The organism is Streptomyces sp. NPDC057445 (genome assembly GCF_042802855.1).
GTDB lineage: Bacteria > Actinomycetota > Actinomycetes > Streptomycetales > Streptomycetaceae > Streptomyces.
The window spans coordinates 111,059-130,091 of record NZ_JBHVDH010000017.1 but is presented as its reverse complement, the minus strand read 5'-3'; the positions used below and the strand labels follow the sequence as shown (position 1 = coordinate 130,091).

Below are 19,033 nucleotides of genomic sequence, written 5' to 3'. Positions count from 1 at the left end.
GGGGTGAACGCATTGCCAGCAGACACCACGACCTCATCCCCAAGTGACAAGACGTCCGCGGATCAGAACTGATGTCGGATCAGAATCGGATGCGACACGGGGCTGAGACTCGCAGGTCGAGACCATCAATCGTCTGGGTGAAGCCTGATGATGTGCCCCGTCAGCGTTTTGGCGAGGGGCTGTGGACGGCAGTCCGCCTTGGCGGTGGGTATCGAGACGGCGGTCAGCTTCCGCAGGCAGGACGGTGAGGTTGAGGACAGACCCTGGAAATTTGTGGCCTGGCATACCTCCAGTCGGCCGTCCCTTGGCGGACTTTCCGCTGGCACAAGGGTCAGAAGCACTACTCCGGCATCTACCGGGCGACGACGGTACGAGATCACGTGCTCTACGAGTCGCGTCTGACTCCGCGACCTTTGAGCAGCAAGCCGTACAGTGGAGCGGAGGGTGAGGGGGATGCGCCGCAGGTGTCCAGCTCTTGCGACACTGTCCTCAGCTTGGCACGTGCTGGACATGGGGACAGGGGGCAGCGAGTGCAGTTCACGGTGCTGGAGTACGAGGAGGCTCCGCCAGCGGACCTCGGCGGAGCGTTTCTGACGAAGGACAATTGGAACGACTTCGGCTTCGTGACCACGTTCGTCCTTGAGGTACGACAGGAACACGGTCCCCTTCTACACATCGGCCATGTCCGGATCGCCCACATGGACATGGAGACCGACGATGGATTCGTCCGGACATCGGATCGTATGCCGACGAGCTTTACTCGCCTGCCGGAGGGCTACTTCAGCCTGGCCCAGGAGGACGACTACTACGAGGCCCTGCGGCTGCTACCTCCCGGAACCGACGGCGCAATCCTGAGCGCTCTGCACGATGTCGGTTACACCGAAGGTCTATGGCGCGCAGTTCACGAACTCCAGGTGTTCAAGAAGTCCCTGAGACGCGGATACACACCGCACGAACTCGACCGCGTGATGAGCATTGCTGCGGGAGAGCGAGCCAGGGTAGTTCCCTTCCACTTGGCCTACATCCCGCCGGCCAACGGGCTCCTTGAACCGCCCACGTTTACGTTCGATGCAGAGCCGGGCAGTCTTCCCTCGACGAATCTGCATGCGCTGATCGGCCGTAACGGTGTCGGCAAGTCATACCTGCTTCATGACATTGCCCAGCAGGTCATGGCCGGGAGCATCCGGGTCACTGACGGTCCCCATGCCTTCAGGAAGCCGCTGAGCGGCTGTGTCGTGGTCTCGTTCAGTCCGTTCGACCAGCCGTACGAAACCGCAGACGATCCTGGGCTCCCTTTCGACTACGTCGGCCTGCGACACGGCGATGAACTGCGTCTGAAGACTGACGACGAGCTCCGGGATGAATTCGTTAGGAGCTTCGATGCTGTACGGGTCGGCGCACGCGGGATTCGCTGGCGCAAAGCAGTCCGCACCCTCAGCTATGCGGCGAGCGGATTTCTCGACAGCTACGAGGACGCGATTGAGAACCTGATGAGGGCTTCGCTGGGGCGGGTTCAGTCCGAGATGGGCCCGATCTTCGAGAGCCTGAGCTCAGGACACAAGGTTGCTCTGCTGACCGTGACGCGACTCGTCGAGGTAGTCGCAGAGCGCACGATCGTCCTGATCGACGAACCCGAGACTCACCTGCACCCTCCACTACTTGCCGCGCTCATGAGGAGCGTGTCCGACCTCCTGACAGACCGCAACGGCATGGCCATCATGGCCACCCACTCGCCGGTCGTCCTCCAGGAGGTTCCAGCCTCGTGCGTCTGGAAGCTGCATCGAAACGGAGCGGAGCTCACCGCGCATCGGCCGGCCCTGGAAACGTACGGCGAGAATATCGGAGAACTCACGCATGAGGTGTTCGGGCTCGAAGTAACGTCTACCGGCTACCACGCAGCAATCGCCGAGCTCGTAGAGCAGGGGCTGTCGTACGAGGAGATTGCCACGCGGTTCACCGCCCTGGGATCGGAAGCCCGTGGACTGCTGCGCGCAATGACCTTTGTCCGGGCCCGGGAGCACAAAGACTGATGCGGTGGCCATCAAGACCCACGATCAGCGTTGAGAACACGCTCTCGGCGTGCACCTCCGGTCTTCGGGATGAAGGTGCCAAGGAAAAGCTCGAGGGCCGCCTAGCCGACATGCAGTCGGCAGAGGAGAAATACAAGCAGGCCGGCGAGGGAGGGACCTTGCTCGCACTGCTTCACTCGCGATCGTTCTCCGCCCAGCGTGCCGACCGGGACAAGGAGCTCCTCATAGATACCTATGAGACCGGGCTCGTCGGCCGCAAGGCAGGGCGCGAGCTCTATGACGTCCTCAAGTCGGCCGCAGTGCATGGGAAGTGCCCTCTGTGCGGAATTGGCCAAGCCCACACCCTCGACCACCATGCACCGAAGACACTCTTCCCGCTACTCGCGCTGGCTCCTCTGAACCTCGTTCCTGCTTGCGGAATATGCAATCAGGGCAAGAGCAACAAGCTCTCGATCCTCACTTCGGAGGAGGTCCTTCACCCCTACTTCGACGACCTCGGCACGGAGCGCTGGCTCTTCGCGGATGTCATACCCGAAGCGGGCGTTGCCGCGTACGCGGCCAAACCTCCCGCCTTCTGGTCTGCCACGAAGCAGTCCCGGGTCCAGAACCACTTCGACAGCCACGATCTGGCTCATCGGTACGCGAAAGAAGCAGCCTGGCTCATGTCGTGCCGACGCCGGACGGATCTCCGCACCTTCGAGAGCGCAGGACCAGACGGGCTTCGGGAAGCCCTGCAGACCGATGCTGAAAGCCACGGTGACCACGACCTCAATGGCTGGGACACTGCCCTCCTGCATGCTCTTGCCGAGAGCGAGTGGTACGTCAACGGTGGGATGAAGACGCTCTGAGTGGGAAGGACATCGTCGGCCGCATAGCACCCGTGACCCAGCGCGCCTGGGCGGAACGGATGGCTGCTGATGCAGGTCTGTGAGGACGCCCAGGTCAGCGGCCCGTTCTGCTGGACGGTCTGAGGAAATGACACGGATCTGAGACAGGCGCCGGACGACATGTCGTGAGACACATGGCGAACGTCCAGGTCACACATGACACCGAAAGTGAGAGCCTACATTTTTGTAGGGTCTCAGATTCACTGCACAGTCTCAGAGCCGACTGCATGTCAGTAGCACATGCAGCAGCCCTGAGACTCGCTGTTCAGGCAGCTACTCTTTCGTGTCAACGCAAGCTGAGACAGCTCAGAAACCCGCCGGTCAGACCTGTCCTCAATGACGCGCTCCGCGAGATCTTACATGTGGGGTCGGCAGGGGCTTCACGGTCGCTGCGCTCCTAATACACGGTTGGAACGGCTCCTGGGTACGGACGATGTTGCCCAGGGAGCGGGCCACGCGTCGAACGTGGTGGCCGGTACGTGGAGCCCGGCTTGCTCGTTGGACCGGCGTGAGCAATAGCGATTCTCTGGGCCTGGTCCGGATCGAGATCACTGCGGACACCTTGGCTGCGGCGGAGTTGGCCGCTCAGGAGATCTGCGGGTTGTGGCTCTCGAGTGCCTCGACGCCCCGCCCTGTGCCTGGTGACGGAGTTCGCGTGACGATCCACGCGGACCTCAGCAGCCGCCCGGAAGAAGGTGGCTACAAGATCCCTACTTGCCCTCATCTTGGCGGCGATGGCTGAGCCTGGGCTGCGTCAGGGCGATCGGACGGGCGTGGTGCCGGGCCACGCCGATCCGATCGACCAGCCGGGGCAAAGCCACCCATACTTATCGTGGCGCGGCCAGCCGCTACTCGGCGCCCTGGGCCGCGGCCCGGCGGTGCGTGTAGCGCCACTGTCGCCTCCTGGGTCCCGGGCGCGCGATAATGGGACGGTGAACACGCGCCATTCCGACTCTGCCGCCGAACCCCGATGGGCTCATGTCGCCGAGCGTCTCCCCGGGAGCATCGACGAGCTCTGCGGCCCCAGGTCAGGCAGCGTACAGCTGCCGCTTCACTTGGCCTGGTCCGGACTGACCCGCTTCGACCTGGATGACGAGCAGCTGTTGCTTGGCCTGTACCGGATCGTGCTGACCAATGGGCTGCACGAAGACCTCGTCGCCTACCTCAACGCCGACCTCCTACTCCAGCACTGGCCCCGGCTGCGGATCGCGCTCGGCAAATCGGTGCGCACCTGCTGGGAAGCACGGTTTCCCCAGCTGGCCTCTGCTGCAGCCGCATGAAGCTTCCCGCGCTGCACCGGCGGCTACTCGACGACGCCCTGGACTGCGGCTGCACCTACGGGCTGGTGCTGGCCGGCGGCTACGCGATCCAGGCCCACCAGCTCATTTCCCGGATCAGCCAGGACCTCGACCTCGCGACCGACGCCCCCGCGGAAATGAGCCAGATCGTCCGCGACCTGACGGTCGGCCTCGAGGAGCGAGGCTGGGCTGTCCGGGTCATCGAGATCGCGCCCCGGATGGCCCGCCTGATCGCCGCTGACGATGCCACCGGCGAGGAATGCGAAGTCGACATCCTCAAGGAGATCTTTTACAAGCCGCCAGAGCGTACCGAGGCCGGGCCCACCCTCGCCCGTGACGACGCTGTCGGTCTGAAGGTCCGTGCGCTCCACGACCGCGGGTTCCCTCGCGACGTCATGGACGTTTTCAGTGCCCGCGAGCTGTACTCCATCGCCGACTTCGAGCACCTCGGCGCCCAGCACGACGAGGAGTTCGACCTTGAGGAACTCCACGACCGGCTGGAGGCCGTGAGCTTCACCTCCGACCGCGAGTTCGAGGCCTACGGTATGAGCACCGAGCTGGTCAGCGAGTTGCGCGTGTGGGTACAGCAGTGGCAGGACGACCTCGGGCTACGGCTCGCAGAGCCCTACGACGACACCGACTGAAACTGGTTCCGGAACACGTCTCTGCTCGCGCATAGGGTCCGCGCAGCCCCAGGGCGCCCAAGGCTGGACAGGATGGTCCGGGCGGCCCTCAGGCCGCTGCCGCGATGTCGTCTTGGTCGATCGTGACGCCCTTGGCGGTCTTCAGGGCCTGTCGCGCGTTCACCACGTCGTCCGGCGCGCAGTGCTGTCGGACTGCGTTCCAGTGAGGGTGGCAGCTCACGTCGATGGCGCGTTCCCGGGCCACCGCCCACAGCCGGTCGTACTCGTCCTTCTGCTCCTTGGTCCAGCCGCCCGTCTCCGCGCGCGCAGTCTCCCTCCACCGCCCGGTCCCGCTGTCATCCCATCCCTCGTGCGGCTCCAGCGCCCACGACAGTTCAGGGTTCGCGCTGAAGGCGTGCAGCTCGGCGTAAGCGTCGGCGAGGTCGCGCTGCTTCTCGATCAGGTCGGGCGGGAAGTCGAAGGGGGCGAACGGCTTCTCCTTGGCGGCGGAGGTGTTGTTCGTCGGGTTCTGCTCGGGAGGGGTGCTGGCCATGGTGCGGATGTTAGTTCGGGACGCTGACATGCGGGGGCACCCCGCCGGGCGTGGGCGGCCGGGTGCCTCGATCGGGGTGGAAGTACTGGTCAGCGCCGCGTCCGGTGCGCGGCCGCCGGTAAGGCTGTTGGCGCTGGACACGGCTCGCGGGCACTGGCTCGGGCCGACGGAGGTGTCCATGCCGGGCGTGAAGTCTGCCGTCAGCGTCGCTGCCAGCGGAACCATCGTCCGGTGGTGAGCCTCTCGGTTACGGACAGCAGGGCGACGCAGCCGATGAGGAGGGCCAGGGCCTTGGCGAGCTCGACGCTGGGTCCGCGATGGGCTACGAGAAGGAGGCCGCTGGCCAGCGTCAGCACGACGACGCCGAGCACGAGCACGAACTGGACGAAAACTGTCAGGCTTCGGAGGCCGCTCATGTTCCCTTCCTTCGTTCTGCTCGTCGACGGCTGCATGCAGATGCTGTTGGGTGTGGTGCCCGTGCTGCGACTGTAGCAGTTGACATGTCCTCGCCCGGGTGTCAAGGCTTGGCGGTGTTTCGTCCCTGCTGTCCTGTCTCACTGAAGGTTGAGCGCGTCTCACCGAATCTTGAGCGGCAACACGCAGATCGTGTGGCCTCCGACAACGAGTACTTTGGCCTCGGAGAACATGGAATCGTGGTTGGCGGTTACCGGAGGGGTGGTGGCTGCCGCAGGTCAGCGGCCTCTCAGACAGTTGGGGCGGGCCCGGCTGCCGTCGCTCTGGCCACCTGCTGCGGCTGCCTATCCTGCGTCCTGACCCCGCTTCGCGCGAGACTGCCGTTGCAGGCGCAGCTCTTGCCTACGGGACGCATACCACTCGCGGAAGCGAATGCGGAGGGACGTCCTGTCTCGGGTCAGGGCGCTCGTCCACAGATCCCGTTTCCACCTTCGTCCATCAGCGTCCGTGAAACTGGTGAGGATGCTGCTGCTCCATGCTGGGACGGTCCCCCAGTCGACGCCGCTCATGCGACAACTGTGGCAGGAGCGACACGAAGATCAGCGGAACGGGGCGAACGCCACGAGCTGCCACTCAGGATTCAGTGAGACGCGTCAACCTTCAGTGAGACAGGACACCTGTTACGTGGTGAGCTGCTGGAGACGGGCTTCGATCTGGCCGCGCATTGTTTCCGTGCGTTCGGGGGCGGTCACTTCGAGGAGCATGTTGACCAGGTCGGTTGCTGAGACGATTGCCTCAGTGGGGGGCAGTTGGATCCATGCGGCGGCTGCGTTGCTGGCAGCGATCTGAGTGCGCTTCCTGTGTGGGCCGAGCTTGTCGTACCAGGCAAGGGCGAGCCAGGTCCACGAGGAGGTGGAGTAGGCGTAGTCGCCGCTCAGGAACGCGAGGTCCGCGCGGAACTGAGCGACTTCGAGTGTCTCCTTGGCCGTGGCGCCGCGCTCGCTGGTGAGGTGCTGCAGGATCTGATCGGCTGCTGGTATCGCGGTTGAGAAGTCGTGGTGTCGGCCGGCTGCTTGTGCTGCAGCCAGGCGTGCGAACGGGTCTGTACCGGGTGCGGCTATCGGGGTGCCGACGGCCGCTTCGGGGTCTGGTGCCTGGGTTGTACCGTCTGGCATGACCTGGATGTCGAATATGGAGTTGCTCCGGTCGTCCCTCACGTGGGCCAGGACAGGCAGACCGCTGCCGGCTGCTTCGATGTGGAGGACCTGCAGGGCGACCTGTGAGGGGTCGATCGCGTTGGGGACGAGTTGGGGTTCGCTGTCGATGTGAAGCTGACCGTCGCTGGTGATGTGGACCTGGTGGCTGGTGCTGATGCTCATGTGCGCGGGCTTCCGGTGGTGTACCGGAGGCGCTCCTCCTTCGAGGGTTCAGAGGGACATGCCGTGGCCGCGGAGGTAGCCCAGCGGGTTGATGTCGGAGCCGTATGCGGGGCCGGTGCGTGCTTCGAAGTGGAGGTGGGGGCCGGTGACGTTTCCGGTGGCGCCGGAAAGGCCTACCTGCTGGCGCGCTTGGACTGCCTGCCCTTTGGTGACAGTGATGCGGGAGAGGTGGGCGTATTGGGTGTATTTGCCGTCGCTCATCTTGATGACGACATGGTTGCCGTACGCGCCGCCCCGCCCGGCTTCGACCACCATGCCCGTGCCTACTGCTTGAATCCGCGTGCCTGTGGGGACCGGGAAGTCGACGCCCGTGTGGCTACCTGAGGACCACATGCCCCCGCCTGCCTTGTAGGGGGTGCTCACGCGTGAGTTCTCCACGGGTAGGGCCCAGCCCCCGGAGCCCTTGGCGTTGCTGGCGTTCTGCAGGGGATCGCAACCGGAGGTGCTGGTGATGACTGCTCCCTTCCCCCAGCTCTTGGCCACAAGGTCGCCAGCCGTCTTCTCCCACTTCGCGTATGCGTCCGGAAAGCCGGAGCGCTGCACGGCCTGGGCGACCCTCGTGAGCGGCTTGGTCTGCCACTTGTCCACCTTCTCGAGGCGTTTGTAGAAGGCGGTGGATGCGTACACCGCGTCGGTGACCTGGCTGGGTGTCCCCCATCCTTGGGATGGGCGTTGCTGGAAGAGGCCGAGGGAGTCCCGGTCGCCGTAGTTGATGTTGTTGAGGGTGGACTCCTGGATGGCCGTTGCTACGCCGATGACCGCGGCCCGGGGCGGCAGACCTCGGCTTCGGGCGACGTTGGTGATCACGCTGGCCCAGCGCTGCTGATTCTTGCTCCAGTTGACGCTCTTTTGCTTGCCCTGGGGGTTGAGGGGGACCGTTACTTGCCCTCCGGCCGTTGTTGCCGGCGTGGCCTGTCGCCCCTGGGCGATCTGGACTGCGGAGGTGCTGGGTGTGCAGGCGTCCTCCCAGCCTGGTCCGTTCTGTCGTTCTCCAGTCCCCAGCATGAGCGGCAGGCAGAGGACGGCGCCGCATATCGCAGCGGCGCTGGCCGCTGCCAGGCTGGCGGCTTTGCTCATGTTCCTGATCCCCCAGTCGTCGATAACGTCCCGCCACGAGGGACGGGAGGCGCAGTTCCCGTGCCATGGGGTGAGGCGGTTCCGGCCTGTATCCCAGGGCTGCGAATGCGCTACTGCCTAGCCAGTTGATGCGTGGCTAGCGTGTGCGCCTGGTGAATGCAGCAGGGAATCGACAACTCGCGCTGAATTCTATGACACTCAATCGCAGATGCGTCAATGCATCGGAGTGGGAGGCGACAGGCAAGCCGCCCGGATCACGAGTGTCGGCGACTTCACGTGATGCTCGAATTCCCCGCTACCGACGACCTGATGGCCCCAATTCCTTTGTTTGGGCAGGGCCGGGTTTTCGCAGTCTCGGAGGGGATTCGTGCAGCTAACACAGCATCTGATCGAGCTTGCCGCAGAAGGCGATAAGGGTGGGGGTGGCATTGGCGGTCTGGTCGATGGAATTGCCCCCGCCTGGGGCCCGTTCGGCGCTCTCGAGGGAAAGGCGAAGATCGTCGTCGGCGTCATCATGGCCGGCGCGATCCTGTTCCTTCTTGGAAGCGCCGTCGTCGGCGCGGTTCATATCCGTGTCGGAAATCAGCAGCACAACACGATGGAAACCAAGAAGGGGCAGACCATGGTCGCCAGTTCCCTTCTCGGTCTCTTCACTGTCGCGTCGATGGCGACGCTCTTCACCATCGTCTACGGGTTTGGAATCTGATGGCTGCGAATCAAAGGCAGGCGGGAACGCGTAGCCTGACGGCGAAGGCGCCGGAGGCGCCCGGACCTGGGGAGCCTTCCCCGTGGCGTCGTGCGAAGGTCGGCGGCATCGTCTTCGGTGTCGTCGTTACTTTCGGAATTCTGCTCACCCTCTTCGGCGGCAGCGGCTCGAACGACGAGGATGCGGGTGGTGCCGCGCCGGCCGGGACGGCCCCGACAAGTCAGGCGGGCGGCCGCGGCCCCGGCGCGAAGGCTAGCTCGGTCAGGAACGGCATTCCTGTGGGCTACCCCCGCACCCGGGAGGGTGCTGTGGCGGCCGCGGTCAATTATCAGACCGCTCGGTCGAGCCCGGGCTACTTCAGTGATCAGGCGCTGCGTCACCAGGTACTCAGCACGGTGATGACTTCTGCCGCGCTACCTGGCCAGCAGTCACAGGACGACCAGGCGGCAAAGGGACTGCTGGCTGCACTCGGCGTCTCGGCGAAGACAGCGCCGAGCATGGTGATGCGCGCGTCGCCGCTCGGCACGAAGGTGACCGCCTTCTCCAGTGAGACGGCGACAGTCCAGGTCTGGATGAGTGAGCTTGTCGGCGTTCCCGCGGAGAAGTCGCCGATGCCTGTCTCAGGCACCTGGTCGACGTACACGGTGATTCTGCAGTGGCAGGAGGGCGACTGGAAGGTCGCCACGATCAGCCAGTCGGATGGCCCCACTCCGCTGGTCGCGGCTGACTCCGAGCCGTCCTCCACTGGCGAGATGCGCCAGGCGAATGAGGGATTCGATGCACCTCGCTACGCAGGCTGACTGCCTACGCCGACGGCTGGCGCAGATCACCGCCGTCGTGCTGCTGGCCGGCGCCGCCGTCGTTGTTGGTCCCTCAGCTCCCGAAGCAAAGGCCGCACCACCGAATCCGCTGAGTCCGTGCAACCTGCCCGGTGGCAAGTACGTGTGCGACAAGGCGCAGAAGGGGGCGGAGTGGCTGTACGAGAACACCCCGGGAGTCGAGGGCGTAGCAGGGGCCGTCGATGCCGCGAGCACCGCGGTCGATTTCGCCACGGACCCACTCGGCTATATCGAGGCCAAACTCCGTTCCGGAAGCAAGGGCATGCTCGAGGCGTTCGGTGAGGAACTCACTGGCAAGAAGCCCACTGCCCCCAAGGGAAAGAAGAAGGCCGAGAAGGCCGAGGGGGACTAGCGATGATGGAAATCGACTGGGGGAACGAAGGTTTCCTGCGGCTCTATGGGCTTGTCTTCGGGCTCGCCACTGTTCTCACCATGGTCATGTGGCTGATCTCGGTGGTGAAGCGGGTGGTGCGCGGTGTACCTCTCGGTCAGGCCGCCATGGAGAACGTTGGCTACCTGGTGATGTCAGTCGCCGTCGCCGGATTCGCGCCGCTAGCGGTCGCCTACACGGTCGATTTCATCGACACCGCCGCATGGGCCGTCCTCGGTGACTACATCGGCGAGGTGATTGCTGGCGGCCTCGCCGTGTTCACCGCCCTCGCGGCAATCTCTACGCTGGCGCCCGGGGTCGGCGTGGTGATTGCCATACCGATCGGGCTGATGCTGCTACTTGCCGTTTTCGGCTTGTGGGTCATGCTCATCGTGCGCAACGCGATGATCCTCCTGGGCCTCATCTTCGGCCCTCTGGTCTTCTCCGGGTTGGTCGACAAGGACTTGTGGGGTCATACCCGTAAATGGGTCGGCGTCATGGGCGGTGTCATAGCCAGCAAGCTCTGCATCTACCTGGCGCTTGCTCTGGCCGGAGCACTGCTCGATGGCACGGCCGCTGTGGATGACTTTTCCATGTCGAAGGCCATCGGCACGTGTATCACCTTCCTGGCTCTGCTCTTCATGGCCCTGTTCATGCCCTTCCAGATCGCCAAGTGGCTCCCGATCGTCGGTGACGAGATCCAGTCCATGCAGCAGGTCAAGGACGAAGCTGGGCAGCGTGCCAAGCAGGCGAGAACGAAGCACGACGATATGAAGGCCCAGGCTGCCAATAAGAACTCGGCCAGCGAAGGAGCTGGCGGCCCGGACGGCGGGCCGGGAGGCGGCTCTCCTGCACCGCCTGGAGGCGGGGGCCCTGGTGCTGTACCTGGACCCGGTGCTGCCGCGATGGCTGCGAAGCAGGGCGCCGACAGCCTGCGTGACCAAACGAAGCAGGCAGCAAAGGACGGTGCCAGCAATGCCTCCGGCGATGCTGGCCAGGGTGGTAACGGCTCCAGCGGAGGCAGCGACTCGAACGGTCTGGGCGCAGGTGGCAGCTCAAGCAGCGGCTCCAGCAGGGGCAGCGGAGAGCCTCGCGGTGGCCGTCAGGGTGCCGGACGCTCCGGCGGAGGTCCAGGCGCTCCACGGCGCCCCGCCCCACCGCCCCGACGGTCAGGGAATGGGCCCACTCCCCCACCCCCGCCGCCGCCACCGCCGCCGTCTGTCGGCCAGGCTCCCCCGCCGCCGCCTATCGCCCCGCCGCCACCGCCGCCCGACCGGTAGCCGGCGGCGTCCCCACACCTACCTCTTCTCATGAAAGGAGTCGCGATGGACCGCGCCTTCTCGTTCCCTCGGCCGCGTCCCCGCGGCCTGCTGGGACGCCGCTTCGAAATGGACGAGCAACTGGTTCTGCTCGGGGGAATCGCCCTGTCCGTCGGCCTGCTCGCCGCCCTTCCCGGCGTCGTTCTGAAGATTTTCGGATGCCTCGGAGCTGCAGGTGGCTGCATATGGGCAACGATGGTGCCCTACAAGGGCCGGACCTTCCTGCGCTGGTTGGAGATCAGACGTTCCTACCGACGGCTGCTGCGGGACGGACGCCTCCTCTACCGCTCAACCGCGCCTCTGGCCGGGCGGCGCCGCGATGGCACCCCCGCACCCGTCGCACAGCCCGTCGGTGTGCCGGACTCCCTGGAATGGATCACGGCCAAGACCGCGTACGGGGATATCGCTGTCCTTCTGGAGCCTACTGAGTCGATGTTCGTCACCTGCATCGAAGTGGAGGGGGCGAAGAATTTCGGTGGTCTGGACGGCGGGGATAAGGAAGCGCTGATCGCAGCCTACGAGTACCTGCTGAAGGAAACCGCAGAGTCCGGCGGCCGCATCCAGTACGTGCAGTGGCTGGCACGGTTGCTCCCGACTGATCCCAACGCCCACGCGCACGATGCCGCGGTACGCCGGGACCCTGCCGCACCCACCTGGCTGAGCGACTCCTACGACCAGCTGGTGGACATGGTCTCGGTCTATGCGGAGGACCGGCGCCTGTTCCTTGTCCTCGGCATCCCCTACACCCAGGAGTTGGCTGCAGAGGCTCTGAAGTACCAGACCTTGCACGCGGGGTACGGCGAAGTGCTGGGCAAGGAGATCGAAGGATTCATCCGCTCACTGTCGGGTGCGCAGCTGCGCTGGGTGCGGAACCTGGACGAGCCCGGGCTGGCCTCGCTTATTCATCACAGCTACGCGCCAGACCATTGGCTCAATGACACCCGCGGTATGGACCGTGCGACGTGCTGGCCGGCCGAGATGGATGCGCGGGAGCCCACGAGGATGGCGGCCCGAAGCTGGGAGGGCGCCGACCCCTGGTACACCTCCACGGCCTGGGTCAAGCAGTTCCCGGTCCTTCCGGTCGGGGTCAACTTTCTCGCTCCCCTCCTGCTGTACGTATCGGATGTGATCTTGACCGTTGGGGTCACGATGCGCATGGTGCCGACGGACCAGGCCCTCGAGGACGCCATGGCGGACGTGACCAACGAGGCGGGACAGGCCGACCGCAGCCCCGGCAAGATCACGGACCCGCGCGAGGAGCGGGAACTCGGGGCATCGGCCTCGACCATGCACGACCTCGCCAACGGGGCGGCCGGCATCCGTCTCACGGGCTGGGTCACCGTCACCGCGCCCGATCCGGACCTGCTGGTCCAGCACCGGAACACGGTACGGGCCGCTGCGGTCAAGTCGCAGCTTGCGCTGGAGTGGTGCGACACGGAGCAGTACCGGGCCTTCACCAACACGCTCCCGTTCGTGACCGGTCTGCTGAAGGACTGAGGCGCCATGTTCGAACTCATCCGTGCACAGTCCCAGACCCGGCGCCGCGCCCTGCGGACCACTACCGCAACCGCCTGCGCCCTGTATCCGGCGGTTGGGGCGCCCTCATCGGATCCCCGCGGCGTGATCATCGGCCGGGAGATCTACTCCGGCAAGGCCTACATCTATGACCCCTTCATCCTGTACGACCCGTCTGCGCGTGAACGGCTTCCCAGCGGCCACGCCCTGGTCCTGGGCAAGTCGGGCTTCGGCAAGTCGAGCCTGGAGAAGTGCTACGTGCTGCGGCAGTTGCGCTTTCGGGACAGGTCGTTCGCGATCCTGGACGCCCAGGGGGAGGACGGCGTGGGCGAGTGGGACGGCATCGCCCGCGCCGTGGGCGTCACCCCGATCCGCCTCGTCTACGGCGGAGAGGAAAGCGAAGGGGTACGGCTCAACCCGCTGGACCGGCGCATCCCCGCGCAGCACCAGTTCAAGATCCTCTGCTCGATGGTGGAGATCGTCGGCGGTCCGCTCACCTCCGAGTCAGAGTTCGCGCTGTCGGTGGCACACGCCGCGGCCCGGGACCGGTCCGCAGCTGAGGACCGGGTGGCGGTGCTGTCCGACATTCACGACGCGCTCACCAACCCCGAGCCGGCCATGCTCGGCAAACGCGAAGTCGGCGTCGAAGACATGGTCCGCTGGGGACAGCCTGCCAGCCTGGCGATGGACCAGCTGTGCAGCAACACCCGGGACCTTGCGGGGCTGTTCAACGGGCCCACCACACCGGGCATCGACCTTGATGCTCGCCTGATCGTCTTCGACCTCACCAAGTTGCCCCGTGAGGGCGAAGCGATGCCGCTGCTCATGAGTGTCATCGGGCCATGGCTGCGCTACGCCTGGATCAAGCCAGGCGACACCACGAAGCGGACCTTGATTGTGGAAGAGGCCTGGCACATCCTCTCCCACCGGCCCGTGGCCAGGCTGTTCGATGAGTTCGTCCGCTACGGCAGGCGCCTTGGCCTCTCCTTCTGGGCGATCCTGCATCACCTCGGCGACCTGATGGTCGACGAGGCTCCCGAAGCGGCAGCGATCTTGAAGCTGACGGCCACCCGGGTGCTCTACCACATGGACAAAGCCGAGGCCGATGTCACGGCCGACTATCTGCAGCTGCCCGACTGGGCCCGCGAAGCCCTCGCCGACGGCGCCAGCCGGTGCTCCCCCGGCCGAGCCGTGTGGCAGGTGGGGAATCGCATGCACCTGGTCGAGCACATTCGCAGCGCCATCGAGATCGAGCTGACCAACACCAACCGCAGGATGACCGAAAAACCCAGTGAGGTCACGAATACCGACGTCCTGATCCCCGTGAACCGAAGGGTGGTGGAGCGATGACGAGCCTAACCGAATGGGTGACTCGGGGCGGCCGGCGCTCGATATCGGTCGAGTGCCTCGCGGGCATCCGGGACGAATTCGGAGCGGCGGACGATCTCTTCGAGTTCGGGTTCAGTCAGCCAGTCGAACCAGGCGACTTCCTTGGGGTCGGGCTGAATCGGTGCTGTGATCACGGCTTCATGAAGGCCCAGCCAGTAGGGGCTGATCATGCCGTTGCACAGGAACTTGAGCACGAAGCGGGGATCAGCGTGGACCCCGAGCTCCTCCGCCAGTTCCCTGGCTGCGGCTTCCTCGTACGACTCGCCAGCGTCGACGGCGCCACCGAGCATCCAGTTGAACTGCCCCGGGAAGCGGGATGCCTCGTCCGGGGGACGGTGCACGAGGATCCGTCCGTCGCCGTCGCGGCATACGATCGTCGCGACCCGGTGCAGCCAGCGCTCCCGAATCGCCTCTCCACGGTCGACGACCGCCACGACGTGGTCCTGCTCATCGACCCTCTCAACCAGTTCACCCATGGGACACACGATCGCAGGGGCCGCTCTCGCAATCGCGTTCGGGTGTCCGCTCTACCTCGCGCTATGGGTGCCCGAGGTGTCGGCGGAGCCGTCGGCCAGGTCCGGGTGCTCACCGCGCCCGGCGACGACGCCCCCGTGGCCCCACTCATCTCGATGCGAAAGGGCGCCGCGTGATGCCCCACCTGCCTGTCGGCCGCCGAGCGCGGCGCCGCACGATGCCGCTCCTCCACCAAGCCTCCGCTGCCGGCGTCGCGAATAGCCGGGCGGAGCCCCGCAAGGCCTCCGTTCCCGCCGGCGCGGCGAGCGCCACGGCCACACCCGCCCGAGGGGGTGCGTAGCAGTGGCCAAGGTCGTCACCCCACACTCCGGCAACCGTCTGCACGTGTACAAGGACGCCTGGTGGATCGCTCTGTGCATCACCGCGGTAGCGGTCACTCTCTGGGCGTGGGTAGCCGCGCTGTTGTCCGGTGTGTTCGCTCATGCCTCCCCGGCCCTGGTGTCGTGGAACGAGACGGCCGCCGCGATACCCAAGCTGTTCCTTCATCCCCTGCGTCCGCAGGATGCCTTTCCGGCCTCAGCCGGTGTTGGCGGCCCGTTCGCCTTCTACCCGTCGTTCGTGGCCACGGCGGCCGGCACCTGCTGGGGCGCACGGGCCGGATGGCGGCGCTGGCGCTCCATGCGCGATGAGGGCACTGACGGTCTGGCTACTCGTGCGCAGCTCGAGGATGCGATGGGTGAGGGCAAGGCACTGTCGCGGCTCGGAGCCCTGCGGCCAAGCCTGTCCGCCTCCCGGCCTTCTCTGGAGAAGGCCGCTAAGCCCGGCCTGGCCGTGGCGTGGCGTCGCACCAGCGCGCCGCCGAAGGTGACCGATGTGCCGGTGACCGAGGTCGCGGTCTTCTGCGGCACCGCGATACCCACCGGGGTGAAGCTCTACATCCCCTTCGAGGAGACCGCCCTCATCGTCGCGCCGCCCCGTGAAGGAAAGACCTCGCAGCTGATCATTCCGTGGATCCTGGACTTCCCCGGCTCCGTGCTGGCGACATCGTCCAAGACCGATGTGCTCTACGCGACGGCGAAGTCCCGCGAGAAGAACGGGCCGGTGATGGTTCTCGACCCCACTGGCCTGTCTAACTGGCCCTTGCAGTTGCAGTGGAGCCTCGTGGACGGTTGTGAGGACTTTACTGTCGCCCGAAAGCGCGCCGAGACACTCACAGGTACCGCCAAGTCCGACGAGGGGACGAAGAACGGCGGCTACTTCGTCATGAACGCCCAGATGCTCATGACGTGCTGGTTGCACGCCGCGGCGCTCGACGGCCTGAGCGCCATGGACATCCTGCGGTGGGCCACGTCCCCCACGGAGCGGCAGCCCGTCGACATCCTGGCCCGGCACAACCAGCCGAACCTCGCGCGCGCCCTGGCCGCGCAGCACGCCGCGGCGCCGGAGGAGCGGTCGGCGAGCTGGCGGACGGCCGAGCAGAGCGTCCTGGCTCTGTATGACCAGAAGGTCGCGGCGATCTTCGGCCTGTCCGCCGGCGACGAGAACAACTTCTCCATCGCCAAGTGGCTCACCGAAGGCGGCACGGTCTTCCTGATCGGTGAGGAGGAGGAAGGCTCCAGCCTTGCGCCGATCATGGCGGCCTTCAGCCGCGCCATCCTGGACACCGCGAAAGTGATCGCCGCCCGCATGCCCAACGGCCGGCTGGACCCGCCGCTCGCCCTGCTGGGCGACGAGCTCGCCAATGTCGCCCCGCTGCCGCAGATCCCCTCCCTGATGTCCGTGTCAGGTAGCCAGAACATTTTCATGGTCGCCGTGCTGCAGAATCTCGCTCAGGCTCAGGAGCGCTGGGGTGAGATCGGTGTCAGGAAGATGTTCGCTGCCGCCACAGTGAAGATCATTCTGGGTGGTGTATCCGACGAGCAGGAGCTCAAGACCTACTCGGCCCTTGCGGGCGAGTTCGAGGAGGACACCGAGTCGGTCAGCGATGACGGCGACCGGGCTTCCGTCAGCATCTCCACACGACGCAGAGCCGTCCTCGAGCCCGGAGACATCCGCCAGATCAAGGAGCGGGAAGGGCTCGTCGTCCACCGGCGCACACCCGTCACCCGGGTGAAGTTCGAGCGCATCCACGAGGGCGCCAGGGCCAAGGAGATCGCCGAAGCCACCAAGGAAGCCCTCAGGAAGGTGAACAACCATGCCGCAGCCTGAACTCCGCATCCATCAGCCTCCCAACTCCACGGACCGAAGGCGCTTCCAGCGCATCGGCCCCCAGGCGAAAGACCAGGCCGCCGATGGTCCAACGGCCGCCAACCGATCACCAACGGTCTTGGAGCACCCGCTGGCGCATCTCTTCGATCACGCACCGCAGTCCTCCTCGCGCACACCTCAGTCAGCCTCGGCGCCGCACCAGGCACCGGCGAGGCTCCAGCGGAAGGAGGCTCCCGGTGCCTGACCCGCTGGGACCACTCTTCGACGCCCTCGAATCGATCAACACGGAGCTCACCAGTTTCGCCGCACGGCTTGCCCGCCTGGAGGACGCGAGCTCTGTCCGCGCTGCCCCGAAGTCCGGTGGTGACGGCGATGACGCCAGCGACCGGGCACCGGGCTCGCCGGTCGTGTGGCACAAAATCAAGGACGAAGAGCGGCAAGAACTCTGGGCGGAGTTCACCAGCTGGGTCATCCGCTTGGCGGACCAGTACGAGCTGACCACTGAGCAGCTCCCCCACGCCTGCTGGTGGGAACACGGCGCCGTGGTCGCCGAGCTGACCGCCCTATGGACCGGATGGGAGTCGGCGTACAGCAATGAAGAAGACGCTGCAGCCGGGCCCTATCTGTGGCACGACGCATGGTCCCGCGGGATCGACCGAATCGGCCGCATGTGGCTCGGCGAGTGCACCAACGGGTACCACAACCTCAAGTCGAGAACGACCTTTGGCTCGGATGTCGGATACAGGAAACGGGTCGCTGAAGCCGGCCCGCCAGGAGTCCCTCCTGCAACGCGGCCCAGGGCTGTCGATGGTGACTGAACTGGCGTGCAAGATAGTTGGGCTCATTCGCCGCCAATCCCGAGGTGCTGCTGCGGCGCGCAGAAGTCCGCACCCGCTGACGTTCTCCGCCTCCCTGGTACCCAGGCGGGCTTGGTCGGCGCTGATGGGGAGGGTGTCCCGCTGCGGCATGCGGCAGGAGGCACGGTGGATGACCGCGGGGCTCCGGGTGGGACGGGTTGCGCTTGGGCTCGATGACGTAGCCCTCGGGCCGCTCGACTGCCGCTTCAAGGGCTTGGATCTTCCGCGGGGTGTCGCGTAGCTGCCAGTCGAGCCACTCCTCCAGCGCGCAGCTCAGCGAGGCGTTCGCCTGATGTCAGGTCAGGCGTGGCGGGCTTGGCTACGACCCGGCTGGCGCGGGCGCGGGCGTGGTGTCGGGGTGCTGCGGCCAGGGCGTCATCGCAGACGCTTGTGCGGGCCGCACCTGAACCAGGCCACCGGACTGACCCGCCCCTCCTTCTGGGGTACGTGACCGGGTCCTGCGTGCACAGGAACCCGGCGCTTGCAGATACTGCGCACACCCTTGACCCAGAGTCCCCTCAGGCGCACCGTGATCCACCAGCACCAGGGAGGGACGCTCATGAGTACACAGCCCGACGACGACGAGCCCGAGTACGAAATCCGAACCGTAGAACTACCCGACGGCGACCGATTCACGATCGCCTTCAAGGCTGGCGCGCTCGATGGTGTCTCCGACGAAGAACTGATCGCCAGGCACCAGGACTTCCTCGACACCGCGCTCGACGATGACACACCCCTGCCCGCCGTTGAGGAGGCCGACCGAGACAACGTGGCAGACCTTGCCCAAGAACGACTCCTGCGCCGCGAGCAGGGCACTCCCTTCACGGCTGCCGAGCTCGCACCGCTCCTCACCGACCCGGTCAATCACAGTGCAGCCGCCAAGCTGGCAGCCGTCCTGAACACCACCCAGGAAGCGTTCAGGGGAAGCCGGGAAGGGTCCTGAACTCACGAAGCGGCCCGTAGTCCTGGGGGACCACGGGCCGCAACGTTGTGGGAGGCCTCGCATCTGGCACGGTACGCCTCGCCTCTTGCCGG

Annotated in this window: 18 protein-coding genes; 13 read left to right on the top strand and 5 right to left on the bottom strand. The window is 65.9% G+C overall.

Annotated elements, in window-relative coordinates; translation table 11 throughout:
* The first annotated feature begins 530 nt into the window (after positions 1-530).
* The 4 genes from ACFU5O_RS28125 to ACFU5O_RS28110 all read left to right on the top strand — a co-directional run bounded on the left by ACFU5O_RS28125 (position 531) and on the right by ACFU5O_RS28110 (position 4,859).
* A complete protein-coding gene (locus ACFU5O_RS28125; RefSeq protein ID WP_384244784.1) occupies positions 531-2,030 on the top strand; it encodes an AAA family ATPase in 1,500 nt (499 codons plus the stop codon).
* Positions 2,030-2,878, top strand: coding sequence for a hypothetical protein (locus tag ACFU5O_RS28120; protein WP_384244783.1), 849 nt, complete (start codon positions 2,030-2,032; stop codon positions 2,876-2,878). Before ACFU5O_RS28125 ends, ACFU5O_RS28120 begins: the two co-directional genes overlap by 1 nt.
* 971 nt (positions 2,879-3,849) lie before the next feature.
* A complete protein-coding gene (locus tag ACFU5O_RS28115; RefSeq protein WP_384244782.1) occupies positions 3,850-4,197 on the top strand; it encodes a hypothetical protein in 348 nt (115 codons plus the stop codon).
* The gene (locus tag ACFU5O_RS28110; RefSeq protein ID WP_384244781.1) at positions 4,194-4,859 is read left to right on the top strand and encodes a nucleotidyl transferase AbiEii/AbiGii toxin family protein; all 666 of its coding nucleotides are present in this window, start codon (positions 4,194-4,196) and stop codon (positions 4,857-4,859) included. The genes ACFU5O_RS28115 and ACFU5O_RS28110 overlap by 4 nt, the downstream gene beginning before the upstream one ends.
* A gap of 88 nt (positions 4,860-4,947) precedes the next feature.
* Here ACFU5O_RS28110 and ACFU5O_RS28105 read toward each other — a convergent pair whose 3' ends face one another.
* The 4 genes from ACFU5O_RS28105 to ACFU5O_RS28090 form a co-directional block, all read right to left on the bottom strand.
* Entirely contained in the window at positions 4,948-5,391 is a 444-nt protein-coding gene (locus tag ACFU5O_RS28105) for a hypothetical protein (protein ID WP_384244779.1), read from the bottom strand.
* A 200-nt stretch (positions 5,392-5,591) separates the two neighbouring features.
* The gene (locus tag ACFU5O_RS28100; RefSeq protein ID WP_384244778.1) at positions 5,592-5,807 is read right to left on the bottom strand and encodes a hypothetical protein; all 216 of its coding nucleotides are present in this window, start codon (positions 5,805-5,807) and stop codon (positions 5,592-5,594) included.
* Positions 5,808-6,485: 678 nt separating this feature from the next.
* A complete protein-coding gene (locus ACFU5O_RS28095) occupies positions 6,486-7,184 on the bottom strand; it encodes a hypothetical protein (protein WP_384244777.1) in 699 nt (232 codons plus the stop codon).
* 48 nt (positions 7,185-7,232) lie between these two features.
* Entirely contained in the window at positions 7,233-8,321 is a 1,089-nt protein-coding gene (locus tag ACFU5O_RS28090; protein WP_384244775.1) for a M23 family metallopeptidase, read from the bottom strand.
* Between the two features lie 367 nt (positions 8,322-8,688).
* Between ACFU5O_RS28090 and ACFU5O_RS28085 the strand changes: the two genes are divergently transcribed.
* The 6 genes from ACFU5O_RS28085 to ACFU5O_RS28060 are packed head-to-tail and all read left to right on the top strand — an operon-like array spanning position 8,689 to position 14,420.
* The gene (locus ACFU5O_RS28085; protein WP_384244774.1) at positions 8,689-9,027 is read left to right on the top strand and encodes a hypothetical protein; all 339 of its coding nucleotides are present in this window, start codon (positions 8,689-8,691) and stop codon (positions 9,025-9,027) included.
* Complete coding sequence (locus ACFU5O_RS28080; protein ID WP_384244773.1) at positions 9,027-9,827, top strand: hypothetical protein; 801 nt, start codon at positions 9,027-9,029, stop codon at positions 9,825-9,827. The genes ACFU5O_RS28085 and ACFU5O_RS28080 overlap by 1 nt, the downstream gene beginning before the upstream one ends.
* Positions 9,805-10,218 (top strand): hypothetical protein, encoded by a 414-nt coding sequence (locus ACFU5O_RS28075; RefSeq protein ID WP_384244772.1) that lies wholly within the window; start codon positions 9,805-9,807, stop codon positions 10,216-10,218. The genes ACFU5O_RS28080 and ACFU5O_RS28075 overlap by 23 nt, the downstream gene beginning before the upstream one ends.
* A 2-nt stretch (positions 10,219-10,220) precedes the next feature.
* A complete protein-coding gene (locus ACFU5O_RS28070; RefSeq protein ID WP_384244770.1) occupies positions 10,221-11,516 on the top strand; it encodes a hypothetical protein in 1,296 nt (431 codons plus the stop codon).
* 45 nt (positions 11,517-11,561) lie between these two features.
* Positions 11,562-13,052 carry an SCO6880 family protein gene (locus ACFU5O_RS28065; RefSeq protein WP_384244769.1) on the top strand — a complete coding sequence of 497 codons (1,491 nt, stop codon included), beginning with the start codon at positions 11,562-11,564 and terminating at the stop codon, positions 13,050-13,052.
* 6 nt (positions 13,053-13,058) lie between these two features.
* Positions 13,059-14,420, top strand: a complete 1,362-nt coding sequence (locus tag ACFU5O_RS28060) for an ATP/GTP-binding protein (RefSeq protein ID WP_384244768.1) — start codon at positions 13,059-13,061, stop codon at positions 14,418-14,420.
* A 5-nt stretch (positions 14,421-14,425) separates the two neighbouring features.
* Here the strand turns inward: ACFU5O_RS28060 and ACFU5O_RS28055 are convergent, their stop codons facing one another.
* The gene (locus ACFU5O_RS28055) at positions 14,426-14,935 is read right to left on the bottom strand and encodes an NUDIX hydrolase (protein ID WP_384244766.1); all 510 of its coding nucleotides are present in this window, start codon (positions 14,933-14,935) and stop codon (positions 14,426-14,428) included.
* 340 nt (positions 14,936-15,275) lie between these two features.
* Here ACFU5O_RS28055 and ACFU5O_RS28050 point away from each other — a divergent pair, with 340 nt between their 5' ends.
* The 3 genes from ACFU5O_RS28050 to ACFU5O_RS28040 all read left to right on the top strand — a co-directional run bounded on the left by ACFU5O_RS28050 (position 15,276) and on the right by ACFU5O_RS28040 (position 18,941).
* Positions 15,276-17,141: a type IV secretory system conjugative DNA transfer family protein gene (locus tag ACFU5O_RS28050; RefSeq protein WP_384244765.1), complete on the top strand. Its 1,866-nt coding sequence runs from the start codon at positions 15,276-15,278 to the stop codon at positions 17,139-17,141.
* A 236-nt stretch (positions 17,142-17,377) separates the two neighbouring features.
* Complete coding sequence (locus ACFU5O_RS28045; protein ID WP_384244764.1) at positions 17,378-17,959, top strand: hypothetical protein; 582 nt, start codon at positions 17,378-17,380, stop codon at positions 17,957-17,959.
* Positions 17,960-18,557: 598 nt separating this feature from the next.
* Positions 18,558-18,941 carry a hypothetical protein gene (locus tag ACFU5O_RS28040; protein ID WP_384244763.1) on the top strand — a complete coding sequence of 128 codons (384 nt, stop codon included), beginning with the start codon at positions 18,558-18,560 and terminating at the stop codon, positions 18,939-18,941.
* Positions 18,942-19,033: the final 92 nt, after the last annotated feature.